13 protein-coding genes are annotated in these 17,262 nt (G+C 55.3%); 7 read left to right on the forward strand and 6 right to left on the reverse strand.

What is annotated here, in order from left to right:
- Nucleotides 1-6 precede the first annotated feature (6 nt).
- Nucleotides 7-1,086: an AbrB family transcriptional regulator gene (locus AAH446_RS02335; protein ID WP_342905119.1), complete on the reverse strand. Its 1,080-nt coding sequence runs from the start codon at nucleotides 1,084-1,086 to the stop codon at nucleotides 7-9.
- A gap of 633 nt (nucleotides 1,087-1,719) precedes the next feature.
- Here AAH446_RS02335 and AAH446_RS02340 point away from each other — a divergent pair.
- Both AAH446_RS02340 and tus read left to right on the forward strand, forming a co-directional pair.
- Nucleotides 1,720-2,121 (forward strand): H-NS family histone-like protein, encoded by a 402-nt coding sequence (locus AAH446_RS02340; RefSeq protein ID WP_342905120.1) that lies wholly within the window; start codon nucleotides 1,720-1,722, stop codon nucleotides 2,119-2,121.
- 150 nt (nucleotides 2,122-2,271) lie between these two features.
- Nucleotides 2,272-3,201 (forward strand): DNA replication terminus site-binding protein, encoded by a 930-nt coding sequence (gene tus / locus AAH446_RS02345; protein WP_342905121.1) that lies wholly within the window; start codon nucleotides 2,272-2,274, stop codon nucleotides 3,199-3,201.
- 66 nt (nucleotides 3,202-3,267) lie between these two features.
- On the opposite strand, the gene fumC is transcribed toward tus, so the two are convergent.
- Nucleotides 3,268-4,665: a class II fumarate hydratase gene (gene fumC / locus AAH446_RS02350; RefSeq protein ID WP_342905122.1), complete on the reverse strand. Its 1,398-nt coding sequence runs from the start codon at nucleotides 4,663-4,665 to the stop codon at nucleotides 3,268-3,270.
- Nucleotides 4,666-4,861: 196 nt separating this feature from the next.
- Between fumC and manA the strand changes: the two genes are divergently transcribed.
- Together manA and AAH446_RS02360 are read left to right on the forward strand one after the other, a co-directional pair.
- Nucleotides 4,862-6,046 (forward strand): mannose-6-phosphate isomerase, encoded by a 1,185-nt coding sequence (manA, locus tag AAH446_RS02355; RefSeq protein ID WP_342905123.1) that lies wholly within the window; start codon nucleotides 4,862-4,864, stop codon nucleotides 6,044-6,046.
- A gap of 134 nt (nucleotides 6,047-6,180) precedes the next feature.
- Nucleotides 6,181-7,677: a YdgA family protein gene (locus tag AAH446_RS02360; protein ID WP_342905124.1), complete on the forward strand. Its 1,497-nt coding sequence runs from the start codon at nucleotides 6,181-6,183 to the stop codon at nucleotides 7,675-7,677.
- 41 nt (nucleotides 7,678-7,718) lie between these two features.
- On the opposite strand, the gene malI is transcribed toward AAH446_RS02360, so the two are convergent.
- Nucleotides 7,719-8,750 carry a Mal regulon transcriptional regulator MalI gene (gene malI, locus AAH446_RS02365; protein WP_342905125.1) on the reverse strand — a complete coding sequence of 344 codons (1,032 nt, stop codon included), beginning with the start codon at nucleotides 8,748-8,750 and terminating at the stop codon, nucleotides 7,719-7,721.
- Between the two features lie 194 nt (nucleotides 8,751-8,944).
- Here malI and malX point away from each other — a divergent pair, with 194 nt between their 5' ends.
- From malX to add, 3 genes are all read left to right on the forward strand, one after another.
- Complete coding sequence (malX, locus tag AAH446_RS02370) at nucleotides 8,945-10,534, forward strand: maltose/glucose-specific PTS transporter subunit IIBC (protein WP_342905126.1); 1,590 nt, start codon at nucleotides 8,945-8,947, stop codon at nucleotides 10,532-10,534.
- A 42-nt stretch (nucleotides 10,535-10,576) separates the two neighbouring features.
- Nucleotides 10,577-11,785, forward strand: coding sequence for a MalY/PatB family protein (locus AAH446_RS02375; RefSeq protein ID WP_342905127.1), 1,209 nt, complete (start codon nucleotides 10,577-10,579; stop codon nucleotides 11,783-11,785).
- A gap of 1,200 nt (nucleotides 11,786-12,985) precedes the next feature.
- A complete protein-coding gene (gene add / locus AAH446_RS02380; RefSeq protein WP_342905128.1) occupies nucleotides 12,986-13,984 on the forward strand; it encodes an adenosine deaminase in 999 nt (332 codons plus the stop codon).
- A 144-nt stretch (nucleotides 13,985-14,128) separates the two neighbouring features.
- On the opposite strand, the gene AAH446_RS02385 is transcribed toward add, so the two are convergent.
- The 3 genes from AAH446_RS02385 to araH form a co-directional block, all read right to left on the reverse strand.
- The gene (locus AAH446_RS02385) at nucleotides 14,129-15,169 is read right to left on the reverse strand and encodes an oxidoreductase (RefSeq protein WP_342905129.1); all 1,041 of its coding nucleotides are present in this window, start codon (nucleotides 15,167-15,169) and stop codon (nucleotides 14,129-14,131) included.
- Between the two features lie 168 nt (nucleotides 15,170-15,337).
- Nucleotides 15,338-16,255: an arabinose operon transcriptional regulator AraC gene (araC, locus tag AAH446_RS02390; RefSeq protein ID WP_342905130.1), complete on the reverse strand. Its 918-nt coding sequence runs from the start codon at nucleotides 16,253-16,255 to the stop codon at nucleotides 15,338-15,340.
- 13 nt (nucleotides 16,256-16,268) lie between these two features.
- Nucleotides 16,269-17,255 (reverse strand): L-arabinose ABC transporter permease AraH, encoded by a 987-nt coding sequence (gene araH, locus AAH446_RS02395; protein ID WP_463322761.1) that lies wholly within the window; start codon nucleotides 17,253-17,255, stop codon nucleotides 16,269-16,271.
- Between the last annotated feature and the right edge of the window lie 7 nt (nucleotides 17,256-17,262).

Genomic DNA, 17,262 nt, shown 5'->3' on the forward strand with positions numbered 1-17,262 from the left:
CCACCTTCAGGGGGGATTATCTTTTTCCTGTTTTCGCCAGCGGTCTGACATCATTCTTGTCACCCAGCGCGCCAACGCCGGGCCCGTCAGAAGAACCAGGATAAATCGCCCTGTCTGCATCGCCATAACAAATGGCATATCCACATGGCTGGCAGCGGCAATAATCGCCACAGAGTCTGCTCCGCCCGGACTGGTAGCCAGATAAGCCGTCAGCGGATCGATACCCGCAAACCTCACCAGTAAATAAGCAAAAAAGCCACAGATAGCCACCAGCACTGCAATAGAAACCAGCAGACGGGGAAGTGTTTTTGCCGCATAAAGCAATATAGCGCGGTTAAAGCGAAGACCAATACTCCAGCCAATAAGCGCGTAAGCCGTCATCAGCAGCGCTGGTGGTAATTCAATGGTCAGAAGGCCCGTGTCCTGCGCGATTACCCCACCCGCCAGGGTGAGAAGTAAGGGACCGGCGGGGATACGCAGCACCAGGCTGAGCATAATGCCGCCGATGATAAGCGCCGACGTGCCGCCTAAGGAAGACCAGATAACGGGCGAGAAGATATCGAAGTTCGCGCTGGTGACAGTTCCGGTTGGCGGAGCCCATATCCGCGCCACCAGCGTGGCAATAATCGCCACCACCATCACCCGCATATATTGCATCAGGGCCACCAGACGACTGTCTGCCCCATAACTTTCTGACATCAGCGTCATCACTGTTGCCGCACCGGGGGACGCGCCCCAGATAGCCGTTGAGCCAGGTAATATTTGCCAGCGCGTCAGCAGGCACCCCAGCAGCGTGCTGGTTGCGATAACGGACAAAATGGTGAAGGCGAAAAGCGGCCAGCTTTTGCCTATCTCGGCAAAGATGGTTACCGGTATCGATCGGGCGATCATACAACCGACTACGCCCTGCGCGAGATAAAGCAGATAGCGATGAATAGTCACCGGCTTATCGCGAATGGCAAAAACGATCCCCGCAGCCATTGGACCCAGCAGCAGAGCGGCGGGCAAATGCAGGCTTTCCAGGCCTGCGACGGCCAGGCCAGAGAGAAGAATCATTCCGGTCCAGCGAACAACAATCGGGTTCATCCTGGCTCCTGCTTAGGTGTTGTTCTTCATTCTGGCACAAAATGGGCGCTCCCTGCCTGAAGATATTTTCGCGATGCGAAGCTGGCTGGTCGTTGCTATCTCACAGCAACGTGAGGTTTAAAGCATCAACAGTATGTTGTAACTAAGTAATATTTAGCTTTATTTACTTTTGGCCTGGGAGTTGCGCGCAATGCCGCAAGGAGGATTAACAGCCCCGGAGTGACCGTTGTTGTTAAAATATGTTGCCTTCCACACGGCTTATAAGCTCCAGCGCGGCCTTAACAAATTGGCTATAAAAGGATTCTGCCCAGCGCCAGGCTGTCGTATTCAGAAACAGGAGACATTCAGTTTTATTTATCTCTCCGTGCGGTTTTATGCAATTAACGGCGAATTATTCCGCGATCGTTAAGATGCCCCCAAAATTCCATCGCTTTTTTTTGTTAAGATTTGTCTCATTAACGTAAATATAATGTCCGTGCTGATAAGTGAGCAACTGCAAAAAACAGGTGAAAACGGAAAAAATAAGCGCGCATTTTTTAAATCAGGTGTTTTTTACTCTACAATTTCTCTGTACACTAGCCCCTGACACATACGCTGATTAAATTTAAACCACACAACGCTACGGATTCCTTTATGAGCGAAACGCTGAAAGTATTAAATAACATTCGAACCCTTCGTGCACAGGCTCGTGAAGTTTCATTATCTGAGCTTGAAGAGATGCTGGAAAAACTGGAAGCTGTCGTGAATGAACGCCGTGATGCGGAAGCGGCTATCGCTTCTGAAATCAAAGAAAAAGAAGAGAAGCTGGCAAAATATCGTCAGATGCTTCTTGATGACGGCATCGATTTAAGCGAACTGACTTCCGCAGAAAATAATACCGGAAAATCCCGCGCTAAACGTGCTCCGCGTCCTGCAAAATACCAGTACACCGATGAAAACGGTGAAACCAAATCCTGGACCGGTCAGGGCCGTACCCCGGCAGTGATCAAGCAGGCGCTGGATCAGGGTAAGAAGCTGGAAGATTTCCTGATTTAATCTTCTGCCACGCTGGCTTTATTCCGGCGTGGCATTCTTTCCCCGCCCTTTTACTTATTTTTTATTCCTCTCTGTTTTCATCCTGCCGTTACTGCACTGTTATTTGTATTCTGTTAACCTTAAAGAGTATGTTGTAACTAAGGGGCCACCATGAGCAAATATGACGCCGTTGACCATCTGCATCGCTGTGTCGCTTCCCTGCAGGAGGCGCTTTCTCTGCTGGCGGCAGAGCTGCCGCAACGTCGCCTGCTAGCGGCCAGGGTGTTTGAACTCCCGCCGGTATATAAAGGCCAGGAGCACGATCCGGTAACGGAAATTTCCGTTCAGCAACATCTGGCGAAGGCGGCATTAGATCGTAGCCTGCAGCATTACTGTCGTCTGTTTATGCAGGACCAGTCAGAAACGATCAGTACCAAGGCTGCCGTGAGACTGCCGGGCGTAATATGTCTGGAAGCGTCAGAGGAAGAGGCAGGCCGTATCCACCAGCTTGTCGACAATATAAATAACCTTAAGCGCCGCCTGGAGCAGATTGTTACCGTTGAATCAGGCGTAGCCAGTGAGGAAAGGTTTGAGTTTGTTCATACTCATCAGCGCGGATTAATTACGCTTAATGCTTACCGGACTATTACGCTGCTGGATTCCGCGGACTCGGTACGTTTCGGCTGGGCAAATAAACATATTATTCAGAACGTGAGCCGTGAGGCGATCCTGGAAAAGCTGAAAAAGAGCGTGGAGTCTGGCCGGGCGATGGCGCCCTGGAGCCGGGAGCAGTGGGCAGAAAAACTGTCAGAAGAAGCCGACGTTATTAATTCTCTCCCCGCCTCTGCAAAGCTGAAAATTAAACGTCCGGTTAAGGTACAACCTATCGCCCGCATCTGGAATAAAGAGAGCCAGAAACAGACCCAGCTGGCCTGCCCTTCTCCCCTGCTGGTGCTCTGTGCAAATTCGGCTGGCGTACCCAAGATCGGGGAATTACTCAATTATGATGCGAAGAAAGTTTCTCACCGCTTTAAGCCACAGGCGAATGTTCTTTATCCGGTTATCCCGAGGCTACATCTCTATAGCGACAGATTACATTAATTACCGGTAAAGCGTGCAGGCAAAAAAAAGAGCGGAACATGTTCCGCTCTTGGCCGGTGAGAAATATCAGGACTTCATGCTGCCAACCATATCTTCGGGCCGCACCCAGGCATCAAACTCTTCTTCGGTCAGATAACCCAGCTTCAGCGCCGATCCTTTCAGCGTCAGGCCTTCTTTATGCGCTTTTTTAGCAATTTCTGCCGCTTTATCGTAACCGATATGAGTATTCAGCGCGGTCACCAGCATCAGCGATTCATTCAGCAGCTGAGTGATACGATCGCGATTTGGTTCAATACCGGTCGCGCAGTGATGATTAAAACTGTCCATACCGTCGGCCAGCATACGGACCGATTGCAGGAAGTTATGAATAATCATTGGACGATACACATTCAGCTCAAAGTTACCGGAAGCGCCGCCCATGTTAACCGCCACATCGTTTCCCATCACCTGGCAACATAACATGGTCATGGCTTCGCACTGGGTCGGGTTCACCTTGCCGGGCATAATGGAGCTGCCCGGTTCGTTTTCCGGAATAGCAATTTCGCCAATGCCGCAGCGGGGACCGGAGGAGAGCCAGCGCACGTCGTTGGCGATTTTCATCAGCGAGGCGGCCAGCCCTTTAAGCGAGCCGTGAGCATGAACCAGCGCATCGCAGGTCGCCAGTGCTTCAAACTTGTTTGGCGAGGTCACAAAAGGTTGTCTGGTCAGGCGCGCCAGCTCTTCAGCCACGCGAACCGCATATTCCGGATGGGTATTCAGTCCGGTGCCGACCGCCGTACCGCCCAGCGCCAGCTCCGCCACGTGTGGCAGACTCTGCTCAATGTGCTTCAGGTTGTGCGCCAGCATCGCGACCCAGCCGGAAATCTCCTGACCAAGGGTTAACGGCGTGGCGTCCTGAAGGTGCGTACGGCCAATTTTAACGATATCTTTATAAGCTTCCGCTTTATCATTCAGCGTTTTTTGCAGGGTTTTCAACTGTGGGATCAGATGCTCCTGAACCGCCACCACTGCCGCGACGTGCATCGCCGTTGGGAAAACATCGTTAGAGCTCTGGCTTTTATTCACATCGTCGTTCGGATGCACAAGGCGCGACATGCCGCGCTCGCCGCCCAGAATTTCACTGGCGCGGTTGGCCAGCACTTCATTCATATTCATATTGGTCTGGGTACCGGAACCGGTCTGCCAGATTGCCAGCGGGAATTCGCTGCTGTGCTTGTCTGCCAGCACTTCGTCTGCCGCACTGACGATCGCTTCTGCGCGTTCGGCTGGCAGCAGGCCCAGATCGCTGTTGACCTTCGCGGCGGCACGTTTGGTCAGCGCCAGCGCGCGGACTAATTCGACGGGCATTTTTTCCGTGGAGATACGAAAGTGTTCCAGCGAGCGCTGCGTCTGCGCGCCCCAAAGTTTATCTGCCGGTACTTCGATGGGACCCATTGAGTCTTTTTCAATGCGGTTGGCGGACATGACTGTCTCCTTAAGCACAATAATATAGTGAGTAAACCCTTCATCGCCCGTCCGGGCGTTTAGCGCGGGCCGTAGTGTGACATACAATAATTTAACATTATGCGACCTGCTCGTCCTTATTACACGACGCATTGTCTTTTTGCCGCCGTTTTCTGCTTTAATACAGGCAGTAACCCCGAATTCACTGTGAGTAATCATGCATAAATTAATCAATTCGCTGCAAAATTACACATGGGGCAGCCGGACAGCCCTGACTGACCTCTACGGTATTGCCAATCCCCAGCGGCAGCCCCTTGCTGAACTGTGGATGGGCGCCCACCCTAAAAGCTCCTCTTCAATTGAGATCGACGGCACGAGCCGTTCGCTGCGCGACGTTATCGACGCTGATAAGGAGAAATGGCTGGGCAAAGCGGTTGCGGAACGCTTCGGCGAGCTGCCGTTCCTGTTTAAGGTACTCTGTGCGGATCAGCCGCTTTCCATCCAAGTACATCCCAGTAAATCCGCGGCTGAAGCTGGCTACGCGAGAGAAAATGCGCAGGGGATCCCGCTTTCAGCCCCTGAACGTAATTACAAAGATGCTAACCATAAACCCGAGCTGGTTTATGCTCTGACGACGTTTAAGGCGATTAATGGCTTTCGCGAGCTGCATGAGACCGTCTCATTGCTGCAGCCGGTAGCCGGCGCTCACCCGGCCATCGCCCACTTCCTTCAGTCTGCGGATATGGCGGGCTTAAAAACGCTCTTTACTGCACTGCTTTCCGCCGGGGGTGAGGAAAAATCGCTGGCGCTGGATGTCCTGAAAGCGACGCTGCACACGCAGCACGGCGAGCCCTGGGACACCGTTAAGCAGATTGCCGAATGCTATCCCGATGACTGCGGGCTTTTTTCACCTCTTCTTCTGAACGTGATTGAACTTCAGCCCGGCGAAGCGATGTTTCTCTACGCCGAAACGCCGCATGCTTACCTGAAAGGCGTGGCGCTGGAGGTGATGGCTAACTCTGACAACGTTCTGCGTGCCGGGCTGACGCCAAAACATATCGATATCCCTGAACTGATGGCTAACCTGAAATTTGAGGCGCGGCCCTTTGACAGCCTGTTAACGCAGCCGGTGCAGTCGGGCAATACGACCACCTTTCCTGTTCCGGTAGACGATTTTGCCTTTTCTCTCCATCACCTGAACGACGCCCCTTGCCGCCTCAGCCAGCAGGGCGCGGCGATTCTGTTTTGCGTTGAGGGTGACGCCTGCGTCACCTGTGGTAAAAACCAGCTGACGCTTAAGCCGGGCGACTCCTGTTTTGTGGCGGCAGATGATGGGCCGCTGAGCCTGAGCGGCAGCGGCAGCGTGGCCCGCGTTTACACCGATTTAACCGAATGCGGCTGACGTAAACAGCCACAATTGCTATGATTAATCAGATTTTTAAACAAAAACGCCTGACGGGCGTTTTTTATTCGCCGGGCATTTGCCAGCGGGATGGATTTGCCGGCACCAGTAATAAAAAAAGGACGACGTAGCAGATGAAAAAAACAAAGATAGCAGTCGGCGTGGTGATTGCCCTCGGCGTAATCTGGACCGGAGCCGCATGGTTTACCGGTAAACAGCTGGAACAAAACATGGACAAGCTGGTGCAGGATGCCAACGCCCGGATGAATGCGGTCTCTCCGGAAAGCCGCCTGAAGCTCGGCTGGCAGGACTTTCAGCGTGGCATTTTCAGCAGCACCACGCGTCTGGTCCTGCAGTCCAGCTCGCAGACCGAAGATAACGGCCTGCTGAAGCCGGGCCAGAGCATTATTTTCAGTGAAAAGATCGATCACGGTCCCTTCCCTTTAGCCCAGCTGAAAAAATTCAATCTGATCCCAAGCATGGCATCCGTGCACACGCAGCTGGAAAATACCGATGCGGTGAAAAAGCTGTTTGAGATGACCGAAGGCAAATCCATCATTCAGGCTGAAACCCGCGTAGGTTACAGCGGCGCGACGGCGTCTGACATTAATCTTCTTCCGCTGGATTACCAGAACGGTGAAACCGGCGAGCGCTTCGCCTCCAACGGCGGTACGTTTGCGGTCAGCGCTGATGCTAAGGGCGATAAGGTCGGGTTTAACGGCAACCTGGAAAGCGTGTTACTGACCACCAAAAACCAGCTGGATATGCCGGTACTGTTTACGTTTAACGGCCTGAAAATGGAGGCCAATACCCATCTGACCCCTGAGGGGATCCGCATTGGCGACCAGAGCATTAATCTGCAAAAACTCTCTGCCGCCGTTAACGGCCAGCAGGCCTTTACCGCCGAAGGCCTGAACGGTAAGTCCTCCTTTAATTCTGAAAACAGCCAGATTTCGGGCAATATCGACTACGCGCTGGATTCCTTAAAGGTTCAGAATCAGGCGTTTGGCGAGGGCAAACTGTCGGTTAAGCTCTCCCAGTTTGACGCTAACGCCATGAAAGCATTCTCGGAAAGCTATAACCGTCAGGTACAGGCGCTGATGAACGATCCGGCCGCCGTTGAAAACCCACTGATTTATCAGCAGCGCATAAGCCAGGCGCTGAGCGACAACCTGCCGCTGCTGCTGAAAGGCGATCCGGTCGTGAATATCGCGCCGCTGAGCTGGAAAAATGATAAAGGTGAGAGCAGCTTTAACCTCTCCGTTCATTTTAAAGATCCCGCCACGGGCAATACGCAGCCGCAAAACATGGGTCAGGCGGCGGATAACGTCCTGAAAACGCTGGATGCGAAACTGAACATTTCTATGGATATGGCGACGGAGCTGATGACCCACGTGGCCATGACCGAAGGCCACAAGAAGGAAGAAGCGGCCAGGCTTGCGGAGCAGCAGGTAAAAGGACTGGCGGCGATGGGCCAGATGTTTAAGCTGACGACGCAGCAGGATGACAACATTGTCACCAGCCTGCAGTACGCTACCGGTCAGGTCACCATGAACGGTGAGAAGATGCCGCTCGACAGCTTCCTGGCGCGTTATATGCTGGGTAGTACGCTGCCAGGGCTGCCACAGTAATCTCCTCGCTACAGGCAGGGCGCGATTATCGCGCCCTTTTTTTATGCCGAGCCGCGCACAATCAGCAGCGGCGGCAGAATAGTATTCTCCACCGGCCGCTCGCTGTCCGCTATCCGCTGCAACAGTTTCTGGGCCGCAAGCCGGCCAATCTCACGCGCAGAACTGCTGACAAAGGTCAGCGGGGGATCGGTCAGTTCCGCCTCCGGCACATCGCCAAATCCCACCAGCGCCATCTCCTGACCGTAATAGCTGTCCATCCCGCCTTTGCCAATGCTTCTGCCGGTACGCTGCAGGCCGAAATAACAGCCTAAAGCCACCGAGGCGTTATGGCAGAGTATCGCGGTAATGGTGGGATGCTGATGGATTAACGTTTCGGTCAGGCTGGCCACATCGCGCTGAGAACGGCCACTTTCGATAATCCACTCGCTGCGAAACGGCAGGCCATATTGCATCAGCGTGGCGCAATAGCCGCCAATCTGCTCTGCACGGGTCAGCGACGCGCCGGAGCCGCCGAGCCAGGCGATACAGTGGTGGCCGCGTTTAATCAGATACTCGGTCGCCATCTGGGCAGCGTGAAGATTATCAGGCCGGATCGTGTCCGTTCCTTCCAGGCTACTGGCGCGAGACGCGCAGACCAGCGCAATCCCCTGTTCACGGGCGCGGCCCACCAGGCGATCGGCTTTTTCCGCGCCGCCGCCCAATACGATGCCTTCGACGCCCTGCGCGGCCAGAGTATCAAAACAGCGGTCAATATTTTGCCCCTGCGCCCCGCTTTGGGTAAGCACCAATACTTTCCCCTGCTTCTCAAGACTTTCACTCAGGCCGGCGGTCATTTCAGCATAAAAAGGATGACAGATATCCCTGACGATCAGGCCAACCACGCCGCTCTCTCCCCCACGTAGCATGGAGGCTGAGCGGTTACGGACAAAACCCAGCGTCTCTATGGCCCGGTTCACCTTGTCCGCCGTCCCGGCTGAAATCCTGCCCTTGCCGGAAAGCACCAGCGACACCGTAGTGACCGATACGCCCGCCTCGCCGGCAACATCATGAATGGTGATTTTCTTCTGTGACATCGTTACCCAGTCGCTGCTAATTAAGAGCGTGCCTCGGGATGGGGCAGCCTGTAGCTAAAACGTTACACCTTTATTATGGGCTTTCAACGCGCTGACATCCACTAAGAGTGTGATCGATCGCGCATTCCGCTTTGATAAAACGTTTTATCATTTTTTACCTCAGCAGCGGCTGAGCGATAGCGTCAGGAGAATCTATGTCGTCAGGCAAACCAAAAATTACGCTCTGGGAATTTTTCCAGGGGCTCGGCAAGACCTTTATGCTGCCCGTTGCGCTGCTCTCTTTCTGCGGCATCATGCTGGGCATCGGCAGCTCGTTAAGCAGTCATGACGTGATTACCCTGCTGCCTTTTCTGGGAAATCCCGTGCTGCAACTGATCTTTACCTGGATGAGCAAAGTAGGCTCCTTCGCCTTCAGCTATCTGCCCGTAATGTTTGCTGTTGCCATTCCGCTGGGTATGGCGCGGGACAATAAAGGCGTGGCGGCTTTCTCAGGTTTTGTAGGCTACGCGGTGATGAATCTCGCAGTCAATTTCTGGCTTACCACGAAAGGCATTCTGCCCACCACCGATGCCGCCGTGCTGAAAGCGAACAATATTCAGAACGTTATCGGCATTCAGTCCGTGGATACCGGCATTCTGGGCGCGGTCATTGCCGGTATTATCGTCTTTTATCTGCATGAGCGCTTTCATACTATCCGGCTGCCAGATGCGCTGGCTTTTTTTGGCGGCACCCGCTTTGTCCCGATTATTACCACGCTGGTCATGGGCATCGTGGGCCTGGTTATTCCGCTCATCTGGCCTGCTTTTGCCGCCGCCATCACCGGTCTGGGCTGGGTAATCAACGGCGCCGGTGATTTTGGCCCGATGATTTTCGGTACAGGAGAACGTCTGCTGCTGCCCTTCGGGCTTCAGCATATTCTGGTGGCGATTATCCGTTTTACCGATGCGGGCGGCAGCCAGGAGGTTTGCGGCCATATGGTAAGCGGCGCGCTGACGATTTTCCAGGCGCAGCTTTCCTGCCCGACCTCCGGCGGTTTTAGTGAGAGCGCCACCCGCTTTCTGTCTCAGGGTAAAATGCCCGCCTTTCTTGGCGGCCTGCCGGGCGCCGCGCTGGCGATGTATCACTGCGCCCGCCCGGAGAACCGCCACAAGATAAAAGGTCTGCTGATTTCAGGCGTCGTGGCCTGCGTGGTGGGCGGCACCACCGAACCGATCGAGTTTCTCTTCCTGTTTGTGGCGCCGGTTCTTTATCTTATCCATGCGCTGTTAACCGGGCTCGGTTTTACCGTGATGGCCGTTCTTGGCGTAACTATCGGTAATACAGACGGCAACATCATCGATTTCGTGGTCTTCGGTATCCTTCACGGCCTGGCCACCAAGTGGTATATGGTGCCGGTTGTGGCGGCAATCTGGTTCATCGGTTATTACCTGATTTTCCGCTTCGCCATTACCCACTTTAATATTCGCACGCCGGGACGCGACGTGGAGACCAGCCAGGTTGAGAAAAATGTCTCCGCCGCCGTGGCGGGTAAGTCAGGGTACAACACGCCGGCTATCCTCGCTGCACTCGGCGGAATGGACAATATTACCTCGCTGGATAACTGCCTTACCCGCCTGCGTCTTTCGGTGAAGGATATGTCTCTGGTCGATGACGCGGCGCTGAAAGCAAACCGCGCTATCGGCGTGGTACATCTCAGTCCGCATAATTTGCAGGTTGTGATTGGGCCACAGGTTCAGTCGGTGAAAGATGAGATGACCAGCATGATGCAGCCCGCATCATCGTGACAGCGCGCGGGGGCTGAGGCTCCCGCCTTAACTGAGGTTGCTATGTTTGATTTCGATCGCGTGACTGACCGCCACGGCAGCTGGTGCACCCAGTGGGATTTTGTTGCCGATCGCTTCGGTCAGGACGATTTACTGCCTTTTACCATATCAGATATGGATTTCCCCACCGCGCCCTGCATTCTCGCCGCCCTGCAACAGCGCCTGACTCACGGCGTATTCGGCTACAGCCGCTGGCAGCATCAGGATTTTCTTTCGGCCATAGCGGAATGGTATCAACAGCGTTTTAGCCTCTGCGTTGATGAGAAGCAGATCGTTTACGGCCCCTCGGTGATTTATATGATATCCCGGCTGATTCAGCACTGGTCACAGCCCGGCGAAGGTGTTGCCGTGCATACGCCAGCCTATGATGCTTTTTATAAAACGATCGAAGGGAATCATCGCCGCTGTTTCCCGCTGCCGTTACGCAAACGGGGCGCAGAATGGTACTGCGATATGAGTGAACTTGAGGCGCTTCTGGCGAAGGGGGAATGCCGGATACTGCTGCTGTGCAGCCCCCATAACCCGACCGGGAAAGTCTGGCGGCGTGAGGAGCTGGAGCAGATGGCCGCGATCTGCCAGCGTTATGATGTACGTGTTATCAGTGATGAGATCCATATGGATATGGTTACCGGCGACAATGCGCATACGCCCTGGCTCGCAGTGGCGAATGACCGTTTCGCCCTGTTCACCTCTGCCTCAAAAAGTTTTAACGTGCCCGCCCTGACCGGCGCCTATGGTTTTATCAGCGATGAACAGGATCGGGCCGCCTGGTTTCAGGCGCTGAAGAGCGTTGACGGGCTGTCATCGCCGGCAGTGATGGCGATAGCCGCTCATATCGCCGCCTACCGCGAAGGCGGCGAATGGCTTGATGCCCTGCGTCGCTACCTCGCCGCTAATCTGGCTCATGTAGCTTCGCGGCTGAATAAGGCTTTTCCGGCTCTGAACTGGGTTCCGCCGCAGGCGACCTATCTGGCCTGGATCGATTTAAATCCGCTTGGACTTGATGATGACCTGCTCCAGAAAGCGCTGATCGGTCAGCAAAAAGTGGCGATCATGCCCGGCATGACTTATGGCCGTGAAGGCAAAGGATATCTGCGACTGAACGTCGGCTGTCCGCGAAGTAAACTGGATGAAGGCCTGACCCGGCTGATAAACGGTATTCACTACTGCCTGCTATTAAAGGCAGACAATGCCGCAGCCTGCGGGCGATAGGTCACGGAGCAGACTTTGCCTGCCGCTATAAGGTTAAGTTGCTTCAGGCTGGTGGAAAAGCTGGAGACGTTGCAGATTGCAGTAGCTTCAGGTTTAAAAGGTCGCTTCAGGCTGGTGGCAAAGCTGAAGGCGTTGCCCGTAACGCGGACACGCCGTAAATACGTCCATGTAAGCTTGGTTCGCGCGTCCCTGCGCTCAACAGTCCGCTTATTCGACCAACGCCTTCCGCATTCAGATCTCCGTGTCGCTGTTAAGTCTGCCGCAAATCCGCGTATTGTCTCCCGGCTTGTTTTACCTTCAGACAACTCAGCAGCCAGTGGGCGACGATAAGTGGACAGATAAGCCGGGTCTCTGCCGCAGGGAGGCGGCAGCGAAGCCTCCATGGACGGATTCACGGCGTCCCGGTGTTCTGCCACTTATCGGAGCCGATCCGCCGAGCTGCATTCGTCACAGATTGTTGTGGCTTTAGGTTTAAAAGGTCGCTTCAGGCTGGCGACAAAGCTGAAGGCATCAGCGTCGCTGTTTAAATCCTCTGTGAGTTCCCTGATTGCCTGCAAACCTGGCTTTATCTTCAGACAACACCGCAGCCAGTGGGCGATGATAAGTGGACAGATAAGCCAGGTCTCTACCGCAGGGAGGCGGCAGCGAAGCCTCCAGGGACGGATTTACGGCGTCCCGGTGTTCTGCCACTTATCTGAGCCGAGCCGCCGAACTGCATTCGTCACAGATTGTTGTGGCTTCAGGTTTAAAAGGTCGCTTCAGGCTGGCGACAAAGCTGAAGGCATCAGCGTCGCTGTTTAAATCCTCTGTGAGTTCCCTGATTGCCTGCAAACCTGGCTTTATCCGCAGACAACACCGCAGCCAGTGGGCGATGATAAGTGGACAGATAAGCCGGGTCTCTGCCGCAGGGACGCGGCAGCGAAGCCTCCATGGACGGATTTACGGCGTCCCGGTGTTCTGCCACTTATCTGAGCCGATCAGCCGATCTGCATTCGTCACAAATTGCTGTGGCTTCAGTGATGAGATGTCGCTGTCAGACCACGCAAAAGCTGATCCCAGCGGGCGACAACAACTGGAAAAACTAGCCAGACGCATAAATAAACCGCAGTTGAGACGCCGATTGCGCAATTCGCTGGCGGAGTTGCGCAAATTGTTTTTATACTGTTATGCACTTTACAATAAATAAATGAGTGCGCCGACATGATCGATTCCCAGCTTCCCCTCACCGATATTCATCGCCACCTTGATGGCAATATCCGTGCGCAAACCATCCTTGATTTAGGTCGTGAATTTAATCTGACGCTGCCCGCTACCACGCTGGACACGCTGCGCCCGCACGTCCAGGTCACCGAGACGCAGCCGGACCTGGTGAGCTTCCTGCAAAAGCTGGACTGGGGCGTGAAGGTGCTCGGCTCGCTCGACGCCTGCCGCCGCGTGGCCCAGGAGAATGTAGAGGATGCCGCTAAGGCGGGCATTCACTATACGGAGCTGCGCTTTTCACCGGGTTATATGGCGATGACGCATAACCTGCCTATCGCGGGCGTGGTGGAGGCGGTTATTGACGGCATTCGCGCCGGCTGCCAGCAGCATGATATCGAAGTTCGCCTGATCGGCATCATGAGCCGTACCTTCGGTGAAGAAGCCTGCCTCCAGGAACTGGACGGCCTGCTGGCGCACCGTGACCATATCACCGCGCTCGACCTGGCGGGCGATGAACTCGGCTTCCCGGGCAGCCAGTTCCTGAGCCACTTCACCCGCGCCCGCGACGCCGGACTGCGTATTACCGTTCATGCCGGCGAAGCGGCAGGCCCGGAAAGCATCTGGCAGGCTATTCGCGAGCTGGGCGCTGAACGTATTGGTCACGGCGTAAAAGCGGTGGAAGATCCGGCGCTGATGGAGTTCCTCGCCGCGCATCAGATTGGCGTTGAATCCTGCCTGACCTCCAATATCCAGACCAGTACCGTCTCTTCGCTGGCCCACCATCCGCTGGTCACCTTCCTCGACCACGGTATTCTGGCGACCATCAATACCGACGATCCGGCGGTTCAGGGTATTGAACTGGCGTATGAGTATGAACAGGCCGCGCCTCAGGCTGGCCTGAGCCCGGCGCAAATCCGTACTGCTCAGGAAAATGGCCTGAAAATCGCCTTTCTGAGCGAAGCGGAAAAAGCGGCCATTCGTGCGAAGGTTACCGCCTAATTACCATTCCGGCGCGTCCTTCTTATGACGCGACAGGCGCCTGCCGGACACTGTTTGCACTGCATAAAAAAGCCCGATCGATTTGACAGAGATCGATCGGGCCAGTTTCTTTTCTCAGGGCGATAACCTCGCCCTTTTTATCGGCTACTTCAGCGACAGCGTCTGGCGCTTCGCCGCTGATTGCAGGCCGAGTTCAATCAGCTCCATCACCTGAATAGCCTCTTCTGCCGATACCGGGTTCGCGCCGTCACCGCTGATTGCGTCACGGATAGCCGCGTAATAAGCAGGATAGTTGCCCGGAATCGTCAGCAGCGTCTCTTCCGCCATCATATCGCCATCAGCCAGCGTCAGCACGCCATCCCGCATATCATAACCCCAGTCTTCCTGCGGCGGTCTTGCTCCTGACTTCAGGTTATCTTCCTGAGGATCGAGGCCATATTTCACGTAGCTGCCGCGCGTACCATGTACCTGATAGCGGGCCGATTCCGCTGCAACCAGCATGCTGCCATGCAGAACGACTCTGCGCTGGGGATAGGTCAGCACCGCGTGGAAGTAATCCGTTGTCTGTGCGCCCGTACGCAGTTCGGCCAGATCGACATTAATGGCGACCGGGGAACCAAATAGCTGTAGCGCCTGATCCACAAGGTGTGGGCCGAGATCGTACCAGATCCCGCTGCCTGCGCCCTTCTGCTCACGCCAGCGATTACGGACTTCGGGGCGGAAGCGGTCAAAATGGGATTCAAAATAGCGAACCTCCCCCAGAGTCCCCTCTTTCAGCAGCGCCTTCAGGGTCAGGAAATCGCTGTCCCAGCGGCGGTTATGGAATACCGAAAGCAACAGTCCTTTCTGTTTTGCCAGCGCGTCCAGCTCATGAGCCTGAGAGAGCGTGACGGTAAAAGGTTTGTCGACCACCACGTGCTTGCCGGCGTTCAGCGCAGCCTTTGCCAGCGGGAAGTGAGTATCGTTGGGTGTGGGTATCACAATAAGCTGAATGGAGGGATCGTCAAGCAGCGCCTGAGGATCGGAAACCACCTGAAGCGAAGGCCAGTCAGCCTGTACTTTTGCCGCGTCGCTGCTGGAGACGGCCGCCAGTTCCAGTCCGGCGGTGCCCGCAATCAGCGGGGCATGGAAGGTCTTACTGGCGAAGCCGTAGCCGATCAGTCCCGTACGAATTTTGTCGCTCATCTCTCATCCTCCTGATTCATAACCTGCACATTTAAGACCATCAACAGGGTAAGAACAAGGGAGAATTAACTGAATTGTTACAAGGTGCGGTACGGCGGGAACGGATGTAAGTTGTTTGCCAGACCCCGGCGTCGGACTGCGGATGCCGCCGGGGTCTGGCGTAGTTTCTTACTCGTTGGCGCTTCTGGGTAAATCCCAGGTCTCCTGCGCCACCAGCGCGTCGTGTGCATCCAGAGAACGCCGGCGGAAATCGCTCGGACTGACGCCGACCCGTTTGCGGAACACCCGTGAAAAATAGAGCTGATCGTCGTAGCCAACAATGCGGCCTACGGTGGCGATCGGCTCCTGGGTGGTTTGCAGCAGCAGCTTCGCGCGGATCACGCGCTGATCTTCCCGCCAGCGCAGCAGGTTGACCCCCATCTGCTCCCGGAAAAGGTGCGCCAGCCGTGACGGTGAGAGACAGACATGGTTAGCGACTTCGTCGATCTTCACCTCTCCCGCCAGATTCTGGGTGACGTACTGGCAGGCCTCTATCACGCGCGGGTCGCGGATCTGCTGATGGCTACGCGGATCCTCTTCCACGGCGCGCAGCAGCAGTCGCTCCAGCAGGTTCATCGCCAGCTCTTCCGCAAAACGGCGCCCAGAGGTGTGCGTCTGTTCAATATTGGCAAACAGCCGGTCAAACTCCCCGCGCAGCCTTTCCGGCAACCTCAGGCGCCCGACGCCGCGCTTCTCATCCTGCCACATCAGCCAGTCGCTCCAGTAGGCGCGCGGACGGAAATAGATCCAGCGGTGATGCCAGCAGTCGCTTTCCGGCGAACGGCCATAATAGTGCGGCGTTTGCGGCTGAAACAGCAGCAGGTCGCCCGGTTCGCAGTCAAAAGCGTCCTGATCGCTGAATACCTGCCCACGCCCTTTGACGGTCAGGTTGATAATAAAGCCTTTCATCCCGGCGGGACGGTCGATAAAAAAATCGAGCGAGTCGCCGGCGTTAATTGGCGTCAGCCCGGCCACCAGCCAGGCGTTAAACGGATAGCCCGGTAGCAGCGGGTTGGACTGCGCGACCGGTGTTAAACGATGATACATACCGCCTCCCTTCTCAGGCCGTTCTGGCTTTCTGTTTGTAGCGATCGAAAATTACCGCCGCTAACAGTATCAGACCGCGCACAACATACTGTGAGAAAGGTGAAATATTCAGAAGATTCATCGCATTCTCAACCGTACCCAGGATCAATACGCCAGCCAGCACGTAGGAGATCTTGCCGATGCCGCCTTTCAGCGAGACGCCGCCCAGTACGCAGGCAGAGATAACAATCAGCTCATAGCCGAGCGAGGTCATCGGCTGGCCGCTGGTCATACGTGAAGCAAGGATAATGCCCGCCGCCGCCGACACCAGCCCGGAGAGCATAAAGATGATGATGCGCGTACGCACAACCGGCACCCCGGCCAGCCTTGCCGCTTCTTCGTTCCCGCCAATCGCCAGCGTATTACGGCCAAAGGTCGTTTTGTTCAGCAAAAAGGCGAAGATAACCATGGTGCCGATGGTCAGCCAGACCGGCGCAGGCACGCCCAGCCAGTTGGTATAGCCCAGGGCGAAGAAGCGCTCATCCTCGATCCCTACCGCTTTACCGTCGGAAAAGATGTAGGCCAGGCCGCGTACAATCTGCATCGTCGCCAGCGTGGTAATCAGGGCGTTGATCTTCAGTTTGGCGATAACGAAGCCGTTGACAAAACCACAGGCCATGCCGAGCAGCAGGCCTGCGCCGATACCGACCCACAGGCTTTCGGTCATATTGATCACCACTGCGGTGGTGACGCCTGCGCAGGCGATGACGGAGGCGACGGAGAGATCGAAGTCGCCGGAAGCCAGGCAGAACAGCATGCCGCAGGCGACCATGCCGGACATCGACATCGCCAGCCCCAGCCCTTTCATATTGATGAGTGAGCCGAAGTTAGGCACAAAAATGACACAGCCGATAAACAGCACGGCAAACACCACCAGCATACCGAAATTGTCCCAGACGCGGCTGAGATTGACGCGCTGTGACGATTTTGGCGGCGTGGCCGAAGAGGTTGTTGAAGACATCAGGTTG

Origin of the sequence: Erwinia psychrophila (assembly GCF_039023475.1) — a bacterium.
GTDB lineage: Bacteria > Pseudomonadota > Gammaproteobacteria > Enterobacterales > Enterobacteriaceae > Erwinia.

What these genes read in the sequence shown, in the direction of transcription:
- AAH446_RS02375 (WP_342905127.1), top strand. Translation starts at nt 10,577, where the DNA reads ATGTTTGATTTCGATCGCGTGACTGACCGCCACGGCAGCTGGTGCACC.
- AAH446_RS02385 (WP_342905129.1), bottom strand. Translation starts at nt 15,169, where the DNA reads ATGAGCGACAAAATTCGTACGGGACTGATCGGCTACGGCTTCGCCAGT.
- fumC (WP_342905122.1), bottom strand. Translation starts at nt 4,665, where the DNA reads ATGTCCGCCAACCGCATTGAAAAAGACTCAATGGGTCCCATCGAAGTA.
- manA (WP_342905123.1), top strand. Translation starts at nt 4,862, where the DNA reads ATGCATAAATTAATCAATTCGCTGCAAAATTACACATGGGGCAGCCGG.
- AAH446_RS02335 (WP_342905119.1), bottom strand. Translation starts at nt 1,086, where the DNA reads ATGAACCCGATTGTTGTTCGCTGGACCGGAATGATTCTTCTCTCTGGC.
- malX (WP_342905126.1), top strand. Translation starts at nt 8,945, where the DNA reads ATGTCGTCAGGCAAACCAAAAATTACGCTCTGGGAATTTTTCCAGGGG.
- araC (WP_342905130.1), bottom strand. Translation starts at nt 16,255, where the DNA reads ATGTATCATCGTTTAACACCGGTCGCGCAGTCCAACCCGCTGCTACCG.
- araH (WP_463322761.1), bottom strand. Translation starts at nt 17,255, where the DNA reads ATGTCTTCAACAACCTCTTCGGCCACGCCGCCAAAATCGTCACAGCGC.
- AAH446_RS02360 (WP_342905124.1), top strand. Translation starts at nt 6,181, where the DNA reads ATGAAAAAAACAAAGATAGCAGTCGGCGTGGTGATTGCCCTCGGCGTA.
- malI (WP_342905125.1), bottom strand. Translation starts at nt 8,750, where the DNA reads ATGTCACAGAAGAAAATCACCATTCATGATGTTGCCGGCGAGGCGGGC.
- tus (WP_342905121.1), top strand. Translation starts at nt 2,272, where the DNA reads ATGAGCAAATATGACGCCGTTGACCATCTGCATCGCTGTGTCGCTTCC.
- AAH446_RS02340 (WP_342905120.1), top strand. Translation starts at nt 1,720, where the DNA reads ATGAGCGAAACGCTGAAAGTATTAAATAACATTCGAACCCTTCGTGCA.
- add (WP_342905128.1), top strand. Translation starts at nt 12,986, where the DNA reads ATGATCGATTCCCAGCTTCCCCTCACCGATATTCATCGCCACCTTGAT.